This window comes from Muriicola marianensis, from assembly GCF_014638095.1.
Taxonomy (GTDB): Bacteria; Bacteroidota; Bacteroidia; order Flavobacteriales; family Flavobacteriaceae; genus Muriicola; species Muriicola marianensis.
Genome location: NZ_BMFH01000001.1, coordinates 25381 through 41719, shown reverse-complemented (window position 1 = coordinate 41719; position 16339 = coordinate 25381). Strand labels below are relative to the sequence as shown.

General features: G+C 48.3%; 16 protein-coding genes. 4 read left to right on the top strand and 12 right to left on the bottom strand.

Annotated features, from left to right (window positions below; translation table 11 throughout):
* Positions 1-17: 17 nt before the first annotated feature.
* From IEV19_RS00230 to IEV19_RS00190, 9 genes are all read right to left on the bottom strand, one after another.
* Complete coding sequence (locus tag IEV19_RS00230; protein ID WP_188368698.1) at positions 18-1022, bottom strand: glycosyltransferase family 2 protein; 1005 nt, start codon at positions 1020-1022, stop codon at positions 18-20.
* A gap of 65 nt (positions 1023-1087) precedes the next feature.
* The gene (locus IEV19_RS00225) at positions 1088-1906 is read right to left on the bottom strand and encodes an enoyl-ACP reductase FabI (protein WP_188368697.1); all 819 of its coding nucleotides are present in this window, start codon (positions 1904-1906) and stop codon (positions 1088-1090) included.
* 45 nt (positions 1907-1951) lie between these two features.
* Positions 1952-3604 (bottom strand): DNA repair protein RecN, encoded by a 1653-nt coding sequence (gene recN, locus IEV19_RS00220; protein WP_188368696.1) that lies wholly within the window; start codon positions 3602-3604, stop codon positions 1952-1954.
* 64 nt (positions 3605-3668) lie between these two features.
* A complete protein-coding gene (gene porD, locus IEV19_RS00215) occupies positions 3669-4562 on the bottom strand; it encodes a type IX secretion system protein PorD (protein WP_188368695.1) in 894 nt (297 codons plus the stop codon).
* The gene (gene coaBC, locus IEV19_RS00210; RefSeq protein WP_188368694.1) at positions 4555-5760 is read right to left on the bottom strand and encodes a bifunctional phosphopantothenoylcysteine decarboxylase/phosphopantothenate--cysteine ligase CoaBC; all 1206 of its coding nucleotides are present in this window, start codon (positions 5758-5760) and stop codon (positions 4555-4557) included. Before coaBC ends, porD begins: the two co-directional genes overlap by 8 nt.
* The gene (locus IEV19_RS00205) at positions 5761-6096 is read right to left on the bottom strand and encodes a DNA-directed RNA polymerase subunit omega (RefSeq protein WP_373284795.1); all 336 of its coding nucleotides are present in this window, start codon (positions 6094-6096) and stop codon (positions 5761-5763) included.
* Positions 6093-6935: an outer membrane protein assembly factor BamD gene (locus IEV19_RS00200; protein ID WP_188368692.1), complete on the bottom strand. Its 843-nt coding sequence runs from the start codon at positions 6933-6935 to the stop codon at positions 6093-6095. Before IEV19_RS00200 ends, IEV19_RS00205 begins: the two co-directional genes overlap by 4 nt.
* Before the next feature lie 112 nt (positions 6936-7047).
* Positions 7048-7935, bottom strand: a complete 888-nt coding sequence (gene dapA, locus IEV19_RS00195; protein WP_188370682.1) for a 4-hydroxy-tetrahydrodipicolinate synthase — start codon at positions 7933-7935, stop codon at positions 7048-7050.
* A 2-nt stretch (positions 7936-7937) separates the two neighbouring features.
* Positions 7938-8471: a DUF6913 domain-containing protein gene (locus IEV19_RS00190; protein WP_188368691.1), complete on the bottom strand. Its 534-nt coding sequence runs from the start codon at positions 8469-8471 to the stop codon at positions 7938-7940.
* An 80-nt stretch (positions 8472-8551) separates the two neighbouring features.
* Here IEV19_RS00190 and IEV19_RS00185 point away from each other — a divergent pair, with 80 nt between their 5' ends.
* From IEV19_RS00185 to IEV19_RS00175, 3 genes are all read left to right on the top strand, one after another.
* Positions 8552-9310: a 5'-nucleotidase C-terminal domain-containing protein gene (locus IEV19_RS00185; RefSeq protein ID WP_229732435.1), complete on the top strand. Its 759-nt coding sequence runs from the start codon at positions 8552-8554 to the stop codon at positions 9308-9310.
* Complete coding sequence (locus tag IEV19_RS00180; protein ID WP_188368690.1) at positions 9307-10215, top strand: bifunctional metallophosphatase/5'-nucleotidase; 909 nt, start codon at positions 9307-9309, stop codon at positions 10213-10215. The genes IEV19_RS00185 and IEV19_RS00180 overlap by 4 nt, the downstream gene beginning before the upstream one ends.
* A 111-nt stretch (positions 10216-10326) precedes the next feature.
* Positions 10327-12210: an OmpA family protein gene (locus IEV19_RS00175; protein ID WP_229732434.1), complete on the top strand. Its 1884-nt coding sequence runs from the start codon at positions 10327-10329 to the stop codon at positions 12208-12210.
* Positions 12211-12225: 15 nt separating this feature from the next.
* On the opposite strand, the gene IEV19_RS00170 is transcribed toward IEV19_RS00175, so the two are convergent.
* A complete protein-coding gene (locus IEV19_RS00170; protein WP_229732433.1) occupies positions 12226-12558 on the bottom strand; it encodes a hypothetical protein in 333 nt (110 codons plus the stop codon).
* Positions 12559-12648: 90 nt separating this feature from the next.
* Between IEV19_RS00170 and IEV19_RS00165 the strand changes: the two genes are divergently transcribed.
* Complete coding sequence (locus IEV19_RS00165; protein WP_188368688.1) at positions 12649-13416, top strand: hypothetical protein; 768 nt, start codon at positions 12649-12651, stop codon at positions 13414-13416.
* 46 nt (positions 13417-13462) lie between these two features.
* On the opposite strand, the gene ligA is transcribed toward IEV19_RS00165, so the two are convergent.
* On the bottom strand, positions 13463-15460 hold the full coding sequence (gene ligA, locus IEV19_RS00160; protein ID WP_188368687.1) for an NAD-dependent DNA ligase LigA: 1998 nt from the start codon (positions 15458-15460) through the stop codon (positions 13463-13465).
* 10 nt (positions 15461-15470) lie between these two features.
* Entirely contained in the window at positions 15471-16325 is an 855-nt protein-coding gene (gene prmC, locus IEV19_RS00155; protein ID WP_188368686.1) for a peptide chain release factor N(5)-glutamine methyltransferase, read from the bottom strand.
* Positions 16326-16339 lie beyond the last annotated feature (14 nt).

The window sequence follows — 16339 nt, the reverse complement described above, 5'->3', positions numbered from 1 at the left end:
CTTTTTTTGCGCCCATACTAACTCCTAAAGAACAGGGAGGGGAATAATTCCTGAGGTTTCTTCTTACTAAAAGTAAGTAAGAATGTCGATTTAAAAAAACCTGTCCCATATCCGTAGAACTGTACAATTACTGCGTACAGAGACAGGAACCCTATACCCAGGGAACGGTTCTTTACCGTGGAGTCGATCAGGATTAGAAGGAGGTAAAAGGCAAATATGTACAGCAGCCATAAAGATCCGGCTATGGCCAGGATCACTGAGAGGAGAAAGCCTGCACAAAACAAAAACGGAAACCAGTACGTAAGCTTGGCTGTGCCCGGATGCCAGTGGTTCAGGATGGGTCTGACCATGCCAAATTTCTTGACCTGCCGATAGAATTTGCTAAAGTCGATTCGCCTCTTGTGGTATACACTGGCCTCTGGGATCAATTTTGAAGTAAATCCCAGATTCCAAAGGCGTATCGTCAGATCGGGGTCTTCCCCGGGGTGGATATTGCCAAAACCTTGGGAAGCTTCAAAGGCTTTTCTTGAGATTCCCATATTGAAACTCCGCGGCTGGAACTTTCCGGAACCCTTCTCGCTTCCCCTGATGCCTCCTGTAGTCAGGAAGGAGGTCATGGCATAGTTGATCGCCTTTTGCGTGTTTGAAAAATCAGGATGAGCCGTATCCGGGCCTCCGAAAAAGTCTGTGTATTCCTCAGCAAGGGAAAAATCAATAGCCTGGAGGTATTCCGGAGGCAGGATACAATCCGAATCCAAGATTATAAAATAGTCACCCCGGGCTTTTCGCATCCCGAAGTTCCTGGAGTCTCCGGGTCCGCTGTTCGCCTTAAAATAGTAGGAAAGCGTCAGTGAATCCTTAAATTCCTTTACCACAGCCTCCGAGCTGATATCAGAACCATCCTCTACGATCACCACCTCAAAATCCTCCTGATAGGACTGGTGCAACAGGCTCTGAAGGAGTTCCCGGATCTCTTCCGGCCTATTGAATACGGGGATGATAAGTGAATATTTTGGCTGCATTTGCGTGTTATGAACAGGGCCATCCTTTTTCAGGATGGCCCGGCATTTTATTGCTCAGGAGAGATTTAATCTTCTCCCGTAAATTTTTCGATCACTTCCTGGCTCACACCAGTCATGGAAAATCCTCCATCGTGGAACAGGTTCTGCATGGTCACTTTGCGGGTAAGGTCAGAGAAAAGTGAAACCGTGTAATTTGCGCAATCCAGTGCTGTGGCATTGCCGAGAGGGGACATTTTCTCCGCATAGGCGATAAAGCCGTCAAATCCTTTTACCCCTTGTCCTGCAGTGGTGGGTGTTGGCGATTGGGAGATGGTGTTGACCCTTACCTTCTTTTCCTTCCCGAAAAAATAACCAAAACTGCGGGCTACCGATTCCAGATATGCCTTGTTATCCGCCATGTCGTTATAATCCGGAAATGTGCGTTGTGCTGCCATATAGGTCAGGGCAACGATACTACCCCACTCATTCATCGCGTCTGCTTTGTAGAGACTCTGCATCACCTTGTGGAAGGAAAGGGCAGATACATCCCATCCCTTGGTCGTAAAATCGTATTTTTCATCAGTGTACTGCCGGCCTTTCCTGACATTCACAGACATACCAATAGAATGAAGCACGAAATCGAGTTTTCCACCCAGGATCTCCATGGATTTCGATACCAGGTTCGCCAGGTCTTCCTCACTGGTCGCATCGGCGGGTATGATCTCTGCATTTGTCTTTTTCGCCAGTTCATTGATCTGGCCCATACGCATAGCGATAGGCGCATTTGTCAGGACAAAGGTTCCTCCTTCCTCGTGCACCCTTTCAGCTGTCTTCCAGGCTATGGAATTTTCATCCAGAGCACCGAAAATGATCCCTTTTTTTCCTTTGAGTAAGTTGTTTCCCATGGTTTTCGTCTTAGGTTCTTTCGTTTAAATATATAGATTTCGATGTCAATTCAGTAATTGCTTGGCATGTGCCATGGCAGAATCTGACAAGGTCTTTCCCCCCAGCATTTCGGCCAGCTCCACTACCCTTTCTTCCGTAGACAGTTTTTTCATCTTCGTGCGTGTAATTTTTCCATCATCCTCTTTGAAGACCTTGTACTGATGATCGCCCTTGGAAGCCACCTGAGGTAAATGCGTAATGGAAAACACCTGCATTTTTGAAGACATTTGCTGCATGATCTCCCCCATTTTGTTGGAGATCTCACCGGAAACCCCCGTATCAATCTCATCGAACATGATCGTGGGTAATTGTTCATAACGGGCCAGGACGGATTTTATAACCAGCATGATACGTGATAGTTCCCCTCCTGATGCCATCTTTTTGAGGGACCCGTAATCTCCTCCCCTGTTGGCAGAGAATTCAAATACCAGCTGATCGGTACCAGTTGCTGAGAAATCATCAGCAGGCCTCAACTCTATACGGAAAGTGGCATTGGGCATCCCCAGATCTACGAGTGCACTTTCCAATTTCTGTTTTAATTCCGGCACCAGGGCTGTTCTGCGCTTACGTAACTCACCAGCCAGCCTGGTCAAATCTTTTTTAATTTCTGCCGTACTGGCCTGCAAGCTCTCGATCTCCATCTCGAGGCTTTCGGATCGGGAGATCTTGTTTTCCAGCTCATCCCTGATTGCTGCCAGATCCTCCACCGCAGACACATTGTGTTTCTTTTGAAGGGCGTAGAGCATTTGGAGCTTGTTGTCTACCTCCTCGAGTAATCCCGGATTGGGCTCCACCTTTTCCTGCAAGGTCTCTATCTCGGAGACCACATCCTCCAGTTCCAGGAAGACCGATTGTATACGCTGCGAAAGCTCGGCGTAGGCAGAACCATATCCTGCGAGTTTAGAAAGGCTGTTCCTGAGGCTGGAGAGGAGATTTTGGATTCCGACCTCTTCATGAGTGAGTATCTGATGACTCCCGGCCAGCTGCTCAAGAATACTTTCTACGTTGGTGAGTTCTTCATAGGTTGCCTCCAACTCTTCAAAGATACCTTCCCTTAATGGGGCCTGTTTTAGTTCCTGGAAGAGAAAAGTATTGTAGTCCTGTTCTTTTTCAGCATCAGCCTGTGCCTCCTTTAAGCTCTCCAATTCCTTAATAGCAGAGCGGTAGGCCTTCAATTTAGTCTGATAATCCAGTAACAGAGGTTTATTATCTGCCAGGGCATCTATGACTTTTAATTGAAATTCGTTCTCTGTCAATTCCAGAGTCTGATGCTGGGAATGAATATCAATCAGCCTGTCGCCCAGTTCGGAAAGTATATCCAGGGTCACCGGAGTGTCGTTGATAAAGGCCCTGGATTTGCCGCTGGGCAGTATCTCCCTCCTGACGATAGTTTCCTGATCGTAGTCGAGGTCGTTATTTTTAAAAAGCTCCTCAAGCCCATAGGGTCGGATCTCAAACACCGCCTCTATCGTACATTTTTTGGATTTGTCCCTCAACGTACTCAGGTCTGCCCGTTTCCCCAGGACCAGTGACAGTCCCCCGAGAAAAATAGATTTTCCCGCCCCTGTTTCACCTGTGATAGTACTGAACCCCCGGTTGAAAGTAACCGCCAGGTCATCGATAAGGGCGTAATTTTTTATCGTCAGATGGGTGAGCAAGATCCTCGGCTTTTATCGTGCCGTAAAGATAACCGATTATGCCCTGTAAAAAAATGAGGGGGTATTAATATTTTATGTCGTTCCAGGTGGAGGAATAGAAAGGAGCCACCTTGTTCAGGGTGTTTTTCAGGGCCACCACATCCACCTTGGGTCCGTCCGAAAAAATGTTGAGGATCTCTTCTGCTTTGGCGTCAAAGAAGGTCTGGATCAAAAAGGCGTTGGGCCTGCGCTGGATAAGAGTCTCAAACAGGCGCATAGAACCGGAGATCACCTGTTTTCCTGTGCTGTTATTATCCCCGAGGATATCGAGGCCTTTCCGGTGATAATTATACATCGCTATGCGATATTCCCGAAACGTATTGGAAAGCAGGTTGTCTATCAGGACAAACCTCGTGCGATTGTCGGTAGCCGATTGGTTCCACCCTGCAAAATTGCTGCCCTGTGCCTGGGTAACGATCCTCTGGGCTTCCTTGAAATATTCCGTACCGCCTTCCAGGGCATAGGTATCGGCATCCAGCCCCAGAATGATATAGACGTAATACGAGATGACGGCCACCAGGTTGGAGTCGAAAACGTTGGGATTGTAAATCAGGGGTTGAAACTCGATATACTGAAAATTGAACTGATTATCCTTATAATTGAAAACCGGCGTCTCATAGGTCGTATTGAAAACAGGACGGGAAGATTGGATCTGAATATTGGCCTCGAAGCGGTTCGACTCAAAATTGGTCACCGTAATGAACATCCTCGCATTCACACGTTCATTCTCCTTGTAGACCCTGTTGGTCCATTTATTTCGGTTGACAAAGTCATTCAGGGACCTCTCCAGCGTTCGGAAAATTTGCTGGTTGGTCTGACCTACCTGATCTGAATTCACCGTAACCACACAATTGAGTTCCTGTGCCCAAACAGACAAAGAACAGGAAAACGCCAGTACGAGTAGGAGAAGGCTACGCATGCATTCTGCTTAAGATTTCATTCCAGATATCAAGGGCCACATCGGCCTTGGTCTTTACTTCAAACGATTTTATGGATGAATTCTTGTCTATAAAAGTAATTTTATTCGTACCGCCCCCGAAGCCGGCTCCTTCGTCTTTGAGGGAATTAAGGACAATGGCATCCAGGTTCTTCTTTTTGAGCTTCTGGAGGGCGTTAGCCAGTTCATTTTCGGTTTCAAGGGCAAAACCCAGGAGGAACTGTTTCTTTTTTCGGTTCCCCAGTTCTAAAAGGATATCCCTGTTCCTGACCAATTCCAAAGCAAACTCGTCATCTTTTTTCTTGATCTTCTGTTCGGCTGCCTTTTTAGGCTTATAATCGGCTACTGCAGCGGCCGCAATAACCACATCGGCATCATCATAGGCCTCCATTGCCGCTGTGTACATCTCATCAGCAGAGGTAATGCGAAGCACATGTATGGTGTTATCCCTGACATTCAGATGGGAGGGTCCCAGGACAAGGGTCACCTCCGCTCCCAAGGCTGCGGCTCTTTCAGCCAATTCTATGCCCATTAGTCCTGAGGAGTGGTTTCCAATGAATCTTACCGGATCGATGGCCTCATAGGTGGGCCCTGCGGTGATCACTACCTTTTTTTTTTCGAGGGGCAGTCCTTTCTTAAGGTGGTCATTGATAAAGTCCAGGATTTTTTCCGGTTCTTCCATCCTGCCTTCCCCTGAGAGACCACTGGCCAGTTCCCCGCTGGCAGCCGGGATGATCACATTACCGAATGATTCCAACTTGGCCAGACTTTCTACAGTTGACGGGTGGCGGTACATATCCAGATCCATGGCCGGCGCTACATAAACAGGGCACTTGGCAGAAAGATAGGTTGCCAGTAAAAGGTTGTCGCAGGTACCATGGGCCATTTTCGAGAGTGTATTGGCCGTTGCCGGTGCAATCAGCATCAAATCGGCCCAAAGACCCAAATCTACATGGTTATCCCAGTCGAGCGTGCCGTCCTCTTCCTTGATAAAATCGAGATGAACCGGATTTTTGGAAAGGGTGGCCAGGGTGAGGGGGGTAACAAAATCAACGGCGCTTTCCGTTAAGATCACCTTAACTTCAGCGCCGGCTTTGATCAATAATCGAACGAGAAAAGCGGTTTTGTAGGCGGCAATACCTCCTGAGATTCCCAACAGGATCTTCTTGCCGGCCAACATTTACTGTTCGTCTTTCTCCGTGTTCCTGTAATAAATCTTATCCTCCAACCACTCGGCAATAGCCATGGCATGGGGTTTGGGAAGTTTCTCGTAAAATTTGGAAACCTCGATCTGCTCCTTGTTTTCGAAAACCTCCTCCAGGCTGTCGCTGTAGGTGGCAAATTCCTCCAGTTTCTCGAGCAGTTCTTTCTTGATCTCAGAATTGATCTGTACTGCTCGTTTTGACACGATGGAAATAGCCTCGTAGATATTGTCCGTACTCTCATCAAACTCATTGCGGTTGATGGTTACGGTGGAGACGGGTGCCTTGGTGTTCTTTAAATCGTTCATATTCATTTGGATATGGTTTCTTGTTCTTTATACTGGGCCAACTCTTTATTGATATCCTCCATCAATTGATCTGCGTCTTTTAGAAAAGAGGTCTGTGGATAGTATCTCAATAAATTCTTATACGCAGTTTCAGCCGTTTCCAGACGTTCCTGTTTGCGGTTTTCCGTACTGTTAAGGGCTAGGTTGGAGGTTGCCACTAATTTGAGATACAACGCCTCTTCCCTGAAAATAGTACCCGGAAAATCCGAAATGAAGTTATCCAGGGCGGCTACGGCAGAGATGCTGTAATCCAGGATATAGGAGTTGCCTAATTTGGTGAATTGCTTTGCGATCTCGAAAGCCTTTTTCTCTTTCTTGGTAGTCAGCTCCTTGGCCATCGCATTTGCTTCGGCAAGAAATTCCGATTCCGGATAGGTGTTGATAAAGCTCTGAAGTTTCAACAGCGCCTTGTCCGTATCCGTCTGGTCGAGGGAATATCTGGGAGAGAGCATATAGTAGCTCTTGGCCCCCAGGAAGGATGCCTCTGCTGCCTTATCGCTTTTGGGATACGATTTCAGGAATCGCTCGAACTGATAGCCGGCAAAGTTGTAGTTTCTGATCTGATAATAGGTGTCTGCCAGAAAGAACTGTACCCTTTCCCCCTGAGGCTTGCCTACGTACTTGGGAGCAATTTGCTCGAGCAGGCGGTTGGCCCTCTTGTAATCCTTGGCCTCGTAATATTTTTCGGCCAGATCGTACTTTGCTTTCACATCTTCGTTCTTGAGGACCTTCTGGTACTCATTACAGGAGCCTAGCACAACCAGGCAAATAGCCATAGTCAAATATGTCCGGAGCTTTAAAAACATTTTGCAAAATTACAGAAACCCAGCGGAATATAAAATTAAATCTCAACCACAAACATACGGTGAAAGAATCCGTCAGACACCACGCATTGAGGAAGTTTTAACGTAAGATCCCTCAAATGGTTATGGCGAAGGGTTCTATAAAGGCAGATATTTTGGATTTCAAGCCCGCAGTGGCTTCCACCAGGGGCAGCCTTACACTTGCACCCGCTATACCCAGCGACTCAAAAATAGCCTTGATTCCGGCGGGATTCCCTTCCCGGAAGATAAGATCCATCCCGGGCTTGAGTGCCTCGTGGATCTGTTTTGCGGCCTCGTATTCCCCGTTTAGGCCCAGACGAACCAGGCGGCTCATTTGGGCGGGCATGCCCTGACCCAGGACTGAGATGACCCCTATACCCCCTTCCATGATCGTAGGCAGGGCCGTAATATCGTCGCCGGAAATGACATAAAAACCGGAGGGGACCGTGCGAATGAGTTCACGGATCTGATCCATGTTGCCACAGGCTTCCTTGATCGCCACCACATTAGGACAGTCCTGGGCGATTCGTACCACTGTTTCTGGAAGCATATTGCTGCCTGTCCTGCCCGGAACGTTATAGAGGATAACGGGTTTAGGCGAGGCCTCAGCAAGGACCTTGTAATGCCTGTATATGCCTTCTTGTGTAGGTTTGTTGTAATAGGGTGATACTGAGAGTACAGCGTCAAAAGCAGACAGATCGGCTTTCTTTAGCTCTTCAGCGACCTTAGCTGTGTTGTTCCCGCCGATGCCTATGACTAGAGGCAGGGCACCATCGTTCTCCGAGATCACCGTCTGGATGACCTTTTCTTTTTCCTGGGGTTCAAGGGTCACCGACTCACCCGTCGTACCTAGGACCACGAGGTAGTCGACCCCCCCATTGATGGAGTGGCGAACAACCCTCCTGAGGGCCGGCAGATCAAGAGAACCATCCTTTGCAAATGGGGTCACCAGGGCAACTCCCGTACCGTATAATTGTTCTATCTTCATAGCTCGTTCATAACCCGAAGGTACTTTTTCAATTCTGCTGCGAACGTATCAAAATCGTCCATATCCGACCGAATGATCAAATCGTTCAGATCAGGATCCACCTCTGAAAATCCTACCTTTATCCTCGCCCGCGTCTTCACCGACATCAACTTGAGGACAAGTGCATCCTTGGTGTAATAATTGATCAAAAGATCGTAATCCTTGCTCAGGAATTCAAGGGCATAACTGTTCTCTACGTCCCCACCCCATCCCAGGTCCTTATCGGAAAATACCGGAGTGGAATACGGGGAATTCTTGTCGTAAAAAGCCCGGTATCCCATAACCTTGACAGCATTGGGCCGGAGGTTGAGCAGATCGACCAGTTTGTTAAAGGTTTCCGCATTCTGAAAACGGTCGAGATCCGCTATAACGCCCACGAGTCCGATCCCCTTTTTTTCCCTCTCAGACCCGCGCACAGTCCTGAGCTCATTCTTCAGGAATTTTTCCCCTGATTTCCTTTTGAACTTTTCCTTGAGGGAGGTGAAAAACATGTATCTTTAGGTTTCCACAAAGGTATATATTCTCACTGCATCCTGCAGGGGTAAAATTACCACCTTTGATTAACTTATATATGAAACAATTTGTTGCATTTATAACAATTTGTCTGTGTATTTCCTGTGGGCGCCAACCTTCCGCCCTCCATTCGATCAGCGGAATCCAACTGCCGGTAGATTCATCTGTTGTAACCAGTGATTCTGTTGATGCCTTTATCAAGCCCTACAGGGACCGCGTCAATCAGGTACTCGACAGTGTCCTGGCCTATGCGCCTGTCACCCTTACAAAGACTGACGGAGAACTGAATTCCTCTGAAGGTAACCTGATGGCCGATATCATCCTCACCCGGTCGAGGCCTATCTTTGAATCCCGGACCGGCAAAAAGGTGGATATGGCCCTGATGAATTACGGAGGAATTCGAAATGTGATCTCGGCCGGACCTGTTACTGCCAGAACGGCCTTCGAGGTCATGCCCTTTGAAAATTATATCGTGGTCTTAGAGATCCCGGGGAGTCTTGTTCGTGAAATGGCGCATTACCTCATCGACTCAGACCGTCCCCAGCCTATGGCAGGATTCCAGATCGTACTGGACCAGCAGGGAAGACTTCAGGCAGTCAATGTGAACGGCATCCCCCTGGATGAGAACAAAACGTATTACCTGGCAACCATAGATTACCTGCTCGAAGGAGGTGGTAATGCTGATTTCCTGAAGCAAAATCAGGGAGTGACAGACCTGAATTATCTCCTCAGGAATGCGATGATCGATTACTTTGGGGCGGTCGATACCGTTAAAGCAGAGGTAGATGACCGTTTCATTAAATCCGAAACACCGTGAAAAGAAGATCATTCATATCAAACTCCCTTGCAGGAGCCGGTTATTTGAGCCTCGGCTCTTCCCTTCTAACCGGTTGTTCCTCAGGCAAGAAACACATTACGATCCTTCATACCAATGATGTGCACAGTCACCTCGATCCTTTTCCTGAAGACCACGCAGCTTTTCCGGATATGGGAGGTATCGCCAGAAGGGCCACCCTGATCTCAGGAATCCGTGAAGAGAATCCCCATACACTGTTATTCGATGCAGGAGATATTTTCCAGGGGACTCCCTATTTCAATTTTTATGGGGGAGAACTGGAATTCAAGCTCATGAGTATGCTCAAATACGATGCCGCCACACTGGGGAATCACGATTTCGACAATGGGATAGACGGTCTCCTGGCTCAATTGCCTTACGCGAAGTTCGAATTCCTGTGTGCCAATTACGATTTTTCCAATACGGTCATGGATGGGATGACTACTCCGTACAAGGTCTTTGAGGTGGACGGGCTTAAGGTGGGGGTCTTCGGACTGGGCATCGACCTGGATGGACTGGTGACCAAAAAGCTCTACAAGGAAACCCGCTACCTCGATCCCGTGGAGATCACTCAGGATATTGTCAGAGAGCTGAAAGAAGAAAAAGGTTGCGACCTGATCGTCTGTTTGTCACACCTGGGTTACGAATACAGGAATCCACAGACAGACAGCGATGTACTGCTAGCCTCCCGCACTCAGGAGATCGACCTCATCATTGGAGGGCATACCCATACCTTCCTCGAAAAACCTGTGGTTCACAGGAACCAAATAGACAAGCCGGTTCTGATCAACCAGGTAGGTTGTTATGGCATTAATATGGGAAGGATCGATTTCTATTTTGAACAGGGTGAACTTGTCGGGGGTGAAGGCATAACCATATCCGTCTAAATCCACCCTTTATCGAAAGCGTGCTTTTATTTTAGGAATTTTCTTTCAATCCGCTTTCGATTTAACTCCCGTGAATTTATATTGGCCTCATCAATGCTAACTGTTTCACGAATGCCCATACTGTTACTCTTTCTCTTTTTACTGTTCCTTCAACCCAGCTCTGCCCAAAGCACCTACAACATCCAGTTTCCCCAGCAAAACCGGGACCAGATCTGTCAAAGATGCACTCAGGCTTTTGCCAGGAAACCCAATGAAGTAAAGTTTTCCATTCAGGTAGACGATAACAACACCATCTATTTTGAGGTTACAGATAAGAACTGGTTCAATGAGGTCTTTAAAAATTCCGGGGACGGACTGGCATTAGATTTGGTTTCCAAGGAGCGATATGGCTGTCTGGAGATTCTTCTTGACGTTGGCCAGATCCGGGGAGAATTGCTGCCTCCTGTCTACGCCCAGGAGTTGAGAAAGACACTGAGACCTTACGGGAAAGACCGTTTCAGAGCCCGGCTCGGGAAAGTGCCGGCGGCGTATCAGGGAAAACAGATCGAATTCAACATGCTCTTCCTGAAAGACAAGAACCTGTGCAGGTACCAGACCATCTACAACCTGGCAGCCTACCGTTGGGACCTCCTGGATATGGGTATGTATCTCGATTCCGTTACCTATCTCCCAAAAACTATTGCCCGGGCAGACGAAGAGGCCTATACCATGAGGTACAAAACCCTGACCTTCACCATTCCATTTGAAAAGAACAAATCGACCTATTCCCCGGAGGATATCAAACCCATGTATGATTCCCTGAGGCTGACGGATTTCAACATTACCCGGATCAATATCCGGGGGTATTCTTCAGTTGAAGGGAATCTGGAACGAAATCTGGAACTGCAGCAGGGGCGGGCTAAAAGTATCGTAGATGCGCTCCAGTCATTTCAGCAACCTGCCATTGTTACCGAGGTCTCCTCGGCTGAGAACTGGGTGGAATTCCTGACAGATATCGAGGGGGGTTCATTTGAATACTTGAAAGACCTAAGCAAGAACGCGGTCAAGGGAAAATTGACGGGCGAAACAGCCGCTGAGCTGGAACCCCTGCTCAGCAGGCACCGCAAAGCCGTGGTGAAACTCGATCTGGAAAGAAAGGACCCTTATAAGGACCAGTCGGTGGAAGACCTTGTGGGAATGTTCAACAATGCCCTGAATGAGAATTCCCTGAGCGAGGCAGAAAGGTTGCAGCAATCCATTTTCGAGAAACTGAAAAACAAGGAGGCAGACCCAAGCACTCTCAACCAGATGAGGATCCCACAACAGGTGGAATACCTTGCCTTCCTGAATCGCAGGTCGGGGATGCGTTATCTGCTCGATGAACGATATCTCCTGATCGCTTTTAATGAACTTGAAGCCCTTGAAAAACTGGCACCAGACGACAAACGGGTAAAATACAACCTGGCGGCATTGCGGTTGAAACTCTGGCGGTACAGCGTGCAACCTGTCGATGAGTCGAAACTCAGAAGTGACATCGCTCAATTGAATAATTTCGGCATTGATCCGGGCCTGGTGGAGAGAATGCTGGTCAATTTCAACATTGTCAAGAGCGAATTCCTGATGCGCAAACGGGATTACCAGGGGAAAGACAAAGCAGTGGATTATATCTATTCCCATTACCAAAAAGTCCCGCTTACCGATGTCGAATATTTGAGTCTTTCACAATATCTCGCATATTACGCCAATACTGATAAAGCCGTGCAGGTGATACAGGACCGGGTCAAACGGATCGATGTGGACGAAGACCTGCTGTTTTATTACCTCAACCTGACCCTTGTAGATAAGGAACTCACCGGGGAGGACAGTTACCGAACGATCATGCTCAACGCGATCAACCTGAACAAAGAGCGCTACTGCGAACTTTTCAATGCGCCAGCAGATGGAGGCGTGACCTTCCAGCTACTGGAAAATGACTATCTCCGGGACACCTATTGTGAGAATTGTGTTTCGGAATAATATTTTGGTTCCGGATCACAAGATCTGAGTAAGCAGGTCTGTGAACTCTTCTTGTAAGGGCTTGGAGGGCCTCCTTTTCCCTGCCCTGCCATACCAGTAGTCGGCATTCCAAAAATCTCCTTCTTTCCGGTGCAAGTAGGCGTGTACCCAGCTGGCCTGCTGCCCTGACAGGCTGTCAACACAGTCATGGGCCCTGTTCCAGTCGCCTTTTGCATCCCACCACAGGGCCTGTAACTGAGGCTTCCAGTGGGATGGTGGGTGTTCATTTTTCAGGGTTGCCTCAAATTCTCGGAGGTTTTGAGGAATTTTCATGATGGCCAGGATAAATTTTTCGTGTTCTTCGGACATAAAAGTAAGGGATTCATCCGGTTCGGGCCGGATACTTGGGTGGAATATGATTACTTTTTAATTCGATCTAACCTATTAAAAACCAAACCAATGAAAAGATTGACTATTTCTACTATTTTGACGATCATGCTGATCCTGGGGACCTTTGTGACCACACAGGCTCAGGAAAGCGAACAAGCTCCTATTTGGGAATCCATCATGCTGGTACCGGACAACACCAAACTCAAGGTATTGGGGGAGAATCTCCGGAAACACAATATGAAGTACCACAAAGAAGGAGCTTTCAAGTCGACCGTCTTCAATATCCTGACCGGACCGAATTCCGGAAAGATCGTATGGATGATGGGGCCCCTACAATACAGTGATCTCGACACCCGTCCGGCGACAGGAGGACACGATGAGGACTGGCGGGATAACGTCATGCCCTATGTCAAGCGCATAGAACAGGGGGAATACTGGAAAGGCATGAGTAAATGGTCTAACACAGACATGCTCCCGAACGACCCATCTGCTAATCCTATCTTGTATGTCCGATACTGGGAAGTTAATGGAGAGCACGGATTCGGTGTGGATCAGCATCTCGACATGGCCAGTGCAACTATTAAAGCCATGCCAGGCAATAATCCCTGGGGTGTCTATGATAATGAATTCAGGCAGGGGAAAATCGGCAGGCACCTGGCCACCGTATCTTTTATCAAGAACTGGACAGATTTTGGAACTTCCTGGCCTTTCAGGGCAACCTTTGACAAGGTCCATGGAGCGGACAAATGGGACCCCTTCATCAGAAACCGAAATGCCACCTTCACCGACTGGTGGGACGAAGTCTGGGTATACGACAAAGCCCTGAGCGGGGATTAATTCCCAGCCTTTCAGTTTAAAGAGCAACCCTCCTTCCCCGGGAGGGTTATTTTATAAGTGCCATAAATTCAGCTTCGGAAATAATGGGCACGCCCAGGTTCTCTGCCTTGCTCCGCTTACTGGGTCCCATATTGTTGCCGGCCACCAGATAGGAGGTCTTGGAGGAGATGGAAGAACTCACCTTTCCCCCATTATCTTCTATGAGCTTTTTGAGTTCTGTCCTCTCGAGGTTTTCAAATACTCCCGAGACCACCAGGGTTTTTCCCTTCAGTTTATCCGTATGGTTTTGCAGCTGTTCTTCTGAAAGAGAGAAGTTCAGGCCATAGGATCTCAGTCTTTCAACGATCTCCCGGTTCTCCTCCTCCCGGAAGAAAGACACTACGCTTTCTGCGATCCGGCCGCCTATCTCGTTTACCTGCGTGAGGGATTCCTCTGAGGCTTCCATCAGAGCATCGATATTTTTATAGGCCCTGGCCAGTACTTTGGCCACCGTTTCCCCCACATACCTTATCCCCAGGGCAAAAAGAACGCGTTCAAAAGGGATTTCAACGGATGCGGCAATACCTCTGATAAGGTTCTCCGCCGATTTATCAGCCATTCGCTCCAGGGGAACAACCTGTTCCTTGGTAAGCGTATAGAGGTCGGCATAATTCCGGATCAGTCCTTCCTTAAATAGCAGTTCCACCGTCTCCCCTCCAAGGCCTTCAATATCCATGGCTTTGCGCGAGATAAAATGTTGAATCCGACCTGTGATCTGAGGAGGGCAGCCAGTTGAATTGGGGCAAAAATGCTGGGCCTCTCCTTCCTTGCGCTCAAGAGGCGTATCGCATTCCGGACAATGCGTAATATATTCGGTAGGGCTGGAATCCCCTGGCCTTTTTGATACATCTACCCCTACGATCTTTGGGATGATCTCCCCTCCTTTTTCGACCATTACGGTATCTCCTTCCCTTATGTCCAGTTTGGCGATCTGATCAGCGTTATGAAGGGAAGCCCGCTTTACCGTAGTACCTGCCAGCAGCACAGGTGAAAGATTGGCCACAGGCGTAATGGCCCCGGTCCTCCCCACCTGGTAGGTGATCTTTTCCAGGACGGTGACGGCCTGCTCTGTCTTGAATTTATAGGCGATGGCCCATCGGGGAGATTTGGCCGTATAACCGAGTTCTTCCTGCTGTTGCAACTTGTTCACTTTGATCACCACCCCATCCGTCTCATAGGGCAACTCATGCCTGTGGAGGTCCCAGTGGTCGAGGTAGGCAATGACCTCCTCAAGAGAGCGGCATAAGGCAGCTTCCGAAGGGATCTTAAAACCCCATTCCCTGGCTTTTGAGAGCAATTCGAAGTGGGTGGAAGCCCCGAGGCCCCTCCCTACCAGGGCGTATAGCAAACAGTCTAAAGGCCTTTCGGCTACCAGGGCACTGTCCTGCAGCTTCAGGCTGCCGGAAGCGGTATTCCTCGGGTTCATATAAGGGTCTTCCCCTTCCCTGATGCGTACTTCATTCATTTTTTGGAATCCGTCTAGGGGTAGGATAATCTCCCCCCTGATCTCAAATTTTGGAGGATAATCTCCCCTGAGCTGCAAAGGCACAGACCTGATCGTCTTCACATTGGTCGTTACATCATCTCCCTGGAAACCATCTCCACGGGTAAGGGCCTGCACAAGGTGCCCCTCTTCATAGGTAAGGCTGATGGAGGCACCGTCGTATTTTAGCTCACAGGTATATTCCACTTCCATATCTCCCAGGATCCTCTGGACCCGTTGCACCCAATCCTGGAGTTCTTCCCGGGAATAGGAGTTATCCAGGGAATACATCCTATGCTGATGTACGACTGTATTGAAATTTTTGGTGACCTCTCCCCCAACCCTCATGGTAGGGGAACTTTCGTCTTTGAATTGCGGATGGGCTTCTTCCAGGGCCTGCAATTCCTTTAGCTTCATGTCGAACTCGTAATCCGATATCACAGGGGAATCGAGCACGTAATATCGATAATTATGGTCGTGTAACTCTTTTCGCAACGCTTTGATCTTCTCTTCAGGAGTCATATCACATCTTTTAGATCCTTTGTTTTGCTTTTACAAATCTGTCATGTCCGTGCAGATCCTTGATCACCTCCACATCCTTAAAACCAACTTCGGAAAGGAGTTCCTTTACCTCCTGTCCAAATCTCCGGTTGATCTCCAGGTACAGATACCCGCCATCTGCTAACCCTTTCCTGCCTGCTTTTGCAATATATTCATAAAACAACAGCGGTCTGTCGTCGGGAACGAACAGGGCTGTTGCAGGTTCCGCATCCTTCACATGGGGTTCCATCTGGTTCTTTTCCTCTTCGAGTACATAGGGTGGATTAGACACAATGATCTGATAAAATCCAGGCTCTATATCCATTTTTGTCATATCGGATTCGGAAAATTGAACACTAACGCCATTTGCACTCGCATTCTCTCTGGCCAGTCTCAAGGCCTTCCCGGAGATGTCTATGGCATGAACCTCAGCCTGGGGAATGTATTTGGCCAGGGAGACTGCAATACACCCGCTGCCGGTACCCAAGTCCATGATCCTGACAGGTGGGTGGTCTTCCTTATGATTTGCGATTACGAGTCTAACCAGTTCCTCCGTTTCCGGCCTGGGGATCAGCACATGTTTGTTGAGCCTGAAGTTGAGATCCATAAAGACCTTGCTGCCCAGCACATAATGAAGGGGTTGTCCCTGCCTGAGGGCTGCCAGCCCACGGAAAAACTCGCCTTCCTCTTCCTTGGATATAATCCAGTTCGGATGCATGGCCAGGTGGAATCGGGGCTGACCCAGGTAGTGTTCCACAAAATGATGAAAGAAATGCTCAACCTCTTCCCGACCGTATTGATGATCGAGTTCCTTGTGAAAAATATGCCTGATCTCTTTCAGTAACACCTTGTATAAAACTC

What these genes read in the sequence shown, in the direction of transcription:
- IEV19_RS00170 (WP_229732433.1), bottom strand. Translation starts at nt 12,558, where the DNA reads ATGTCCGAAGAACACGAAAAATTTATCCTGGCCATCATGAAAATTCCT.
- coaBC (WP_188368694.1), bottom strand. Translation starts at nt 5,760, where the DNA reads ATGTTGGCCGGCAAGAAGATCCTGTTGGGAATCTCAGGAGGTATTGCC.
- IEV19_RS00225 (WP_188368697.1), bottom strand. Translation starts at nt 1,906, where the DNA reads ATGGGAAACAACTTACTCAAAGGAAAAAAAGGGATCATTTTCGGTGCT.
- IEV19_RS00165 (WP_188368688.1), top strand. Translation starts at nt 12,649, where the DNA reads ATGAAAAGATTGACTATTTCTACTATTTTGACGATCATGCTGATCCTG.
- IEV19_RS00205 (WP_373284795.1), bottom strand. Translation starts at nt 6,096, where the DNA reads ATGAATATGAACGATTTAAAGAACACCAAGGCACCCGTCTCCACCGTA.
- IEV19_RS00175 (WP_229732434.1), top strand. Translation starts at nt 10,327, where the DNA reads ATGCCCATACTGTTACTCTTTCTCTTTTTACTGTTCCTTCAACCCAGC.
- porD (WP_188368695.1), bottom strand. Translation starts at nt 4,562, where the DNA reads ATGCGTAGCCTTCTCCTACTCGTACTGGCGTTTTCCTGTTCTTTGTCT.
- IEV19_RS00230 (WP_188368698.1), bottom strand. Translation starts at nt 1,022, where the DNA reads ATGCAGCCAAAATATTCACTTATCATCCCCGTATTCAATAGGCCGGAA.
- IEV19_RS00200 (WP_188368692.1), bottom strand. Translation starts at nt 6,935, where the DNA reads ATGTTTTTAAAGCTCCGGACATATTTGACTATGGCTATTTGCCTGGTT.
- ligA (WP_188368687.1), bottom strand. Translation starts at nt 15,460, where the DNA reads ATGACTCCTGAAGAGAAGATCAAAGCGTTGCGAAAAGAGTTACACGAC.
- IEV19_RS00190 (WP_188368691.1), bottom strand. Translation starts at nt 8,471, where the DNA reads ATGTTTTTCACCTCCCTCAAGGAAAAGTTCAAAAGGAAATCAGGGGAA.
- IEV19_RS00185 (WP_229732435.1), top strand. Translation starts at nt 8,552, where the DNA reads ATGAAACAATTTGTTGCATTTATAACAATTTGTCTGTGTATTTCCTGT.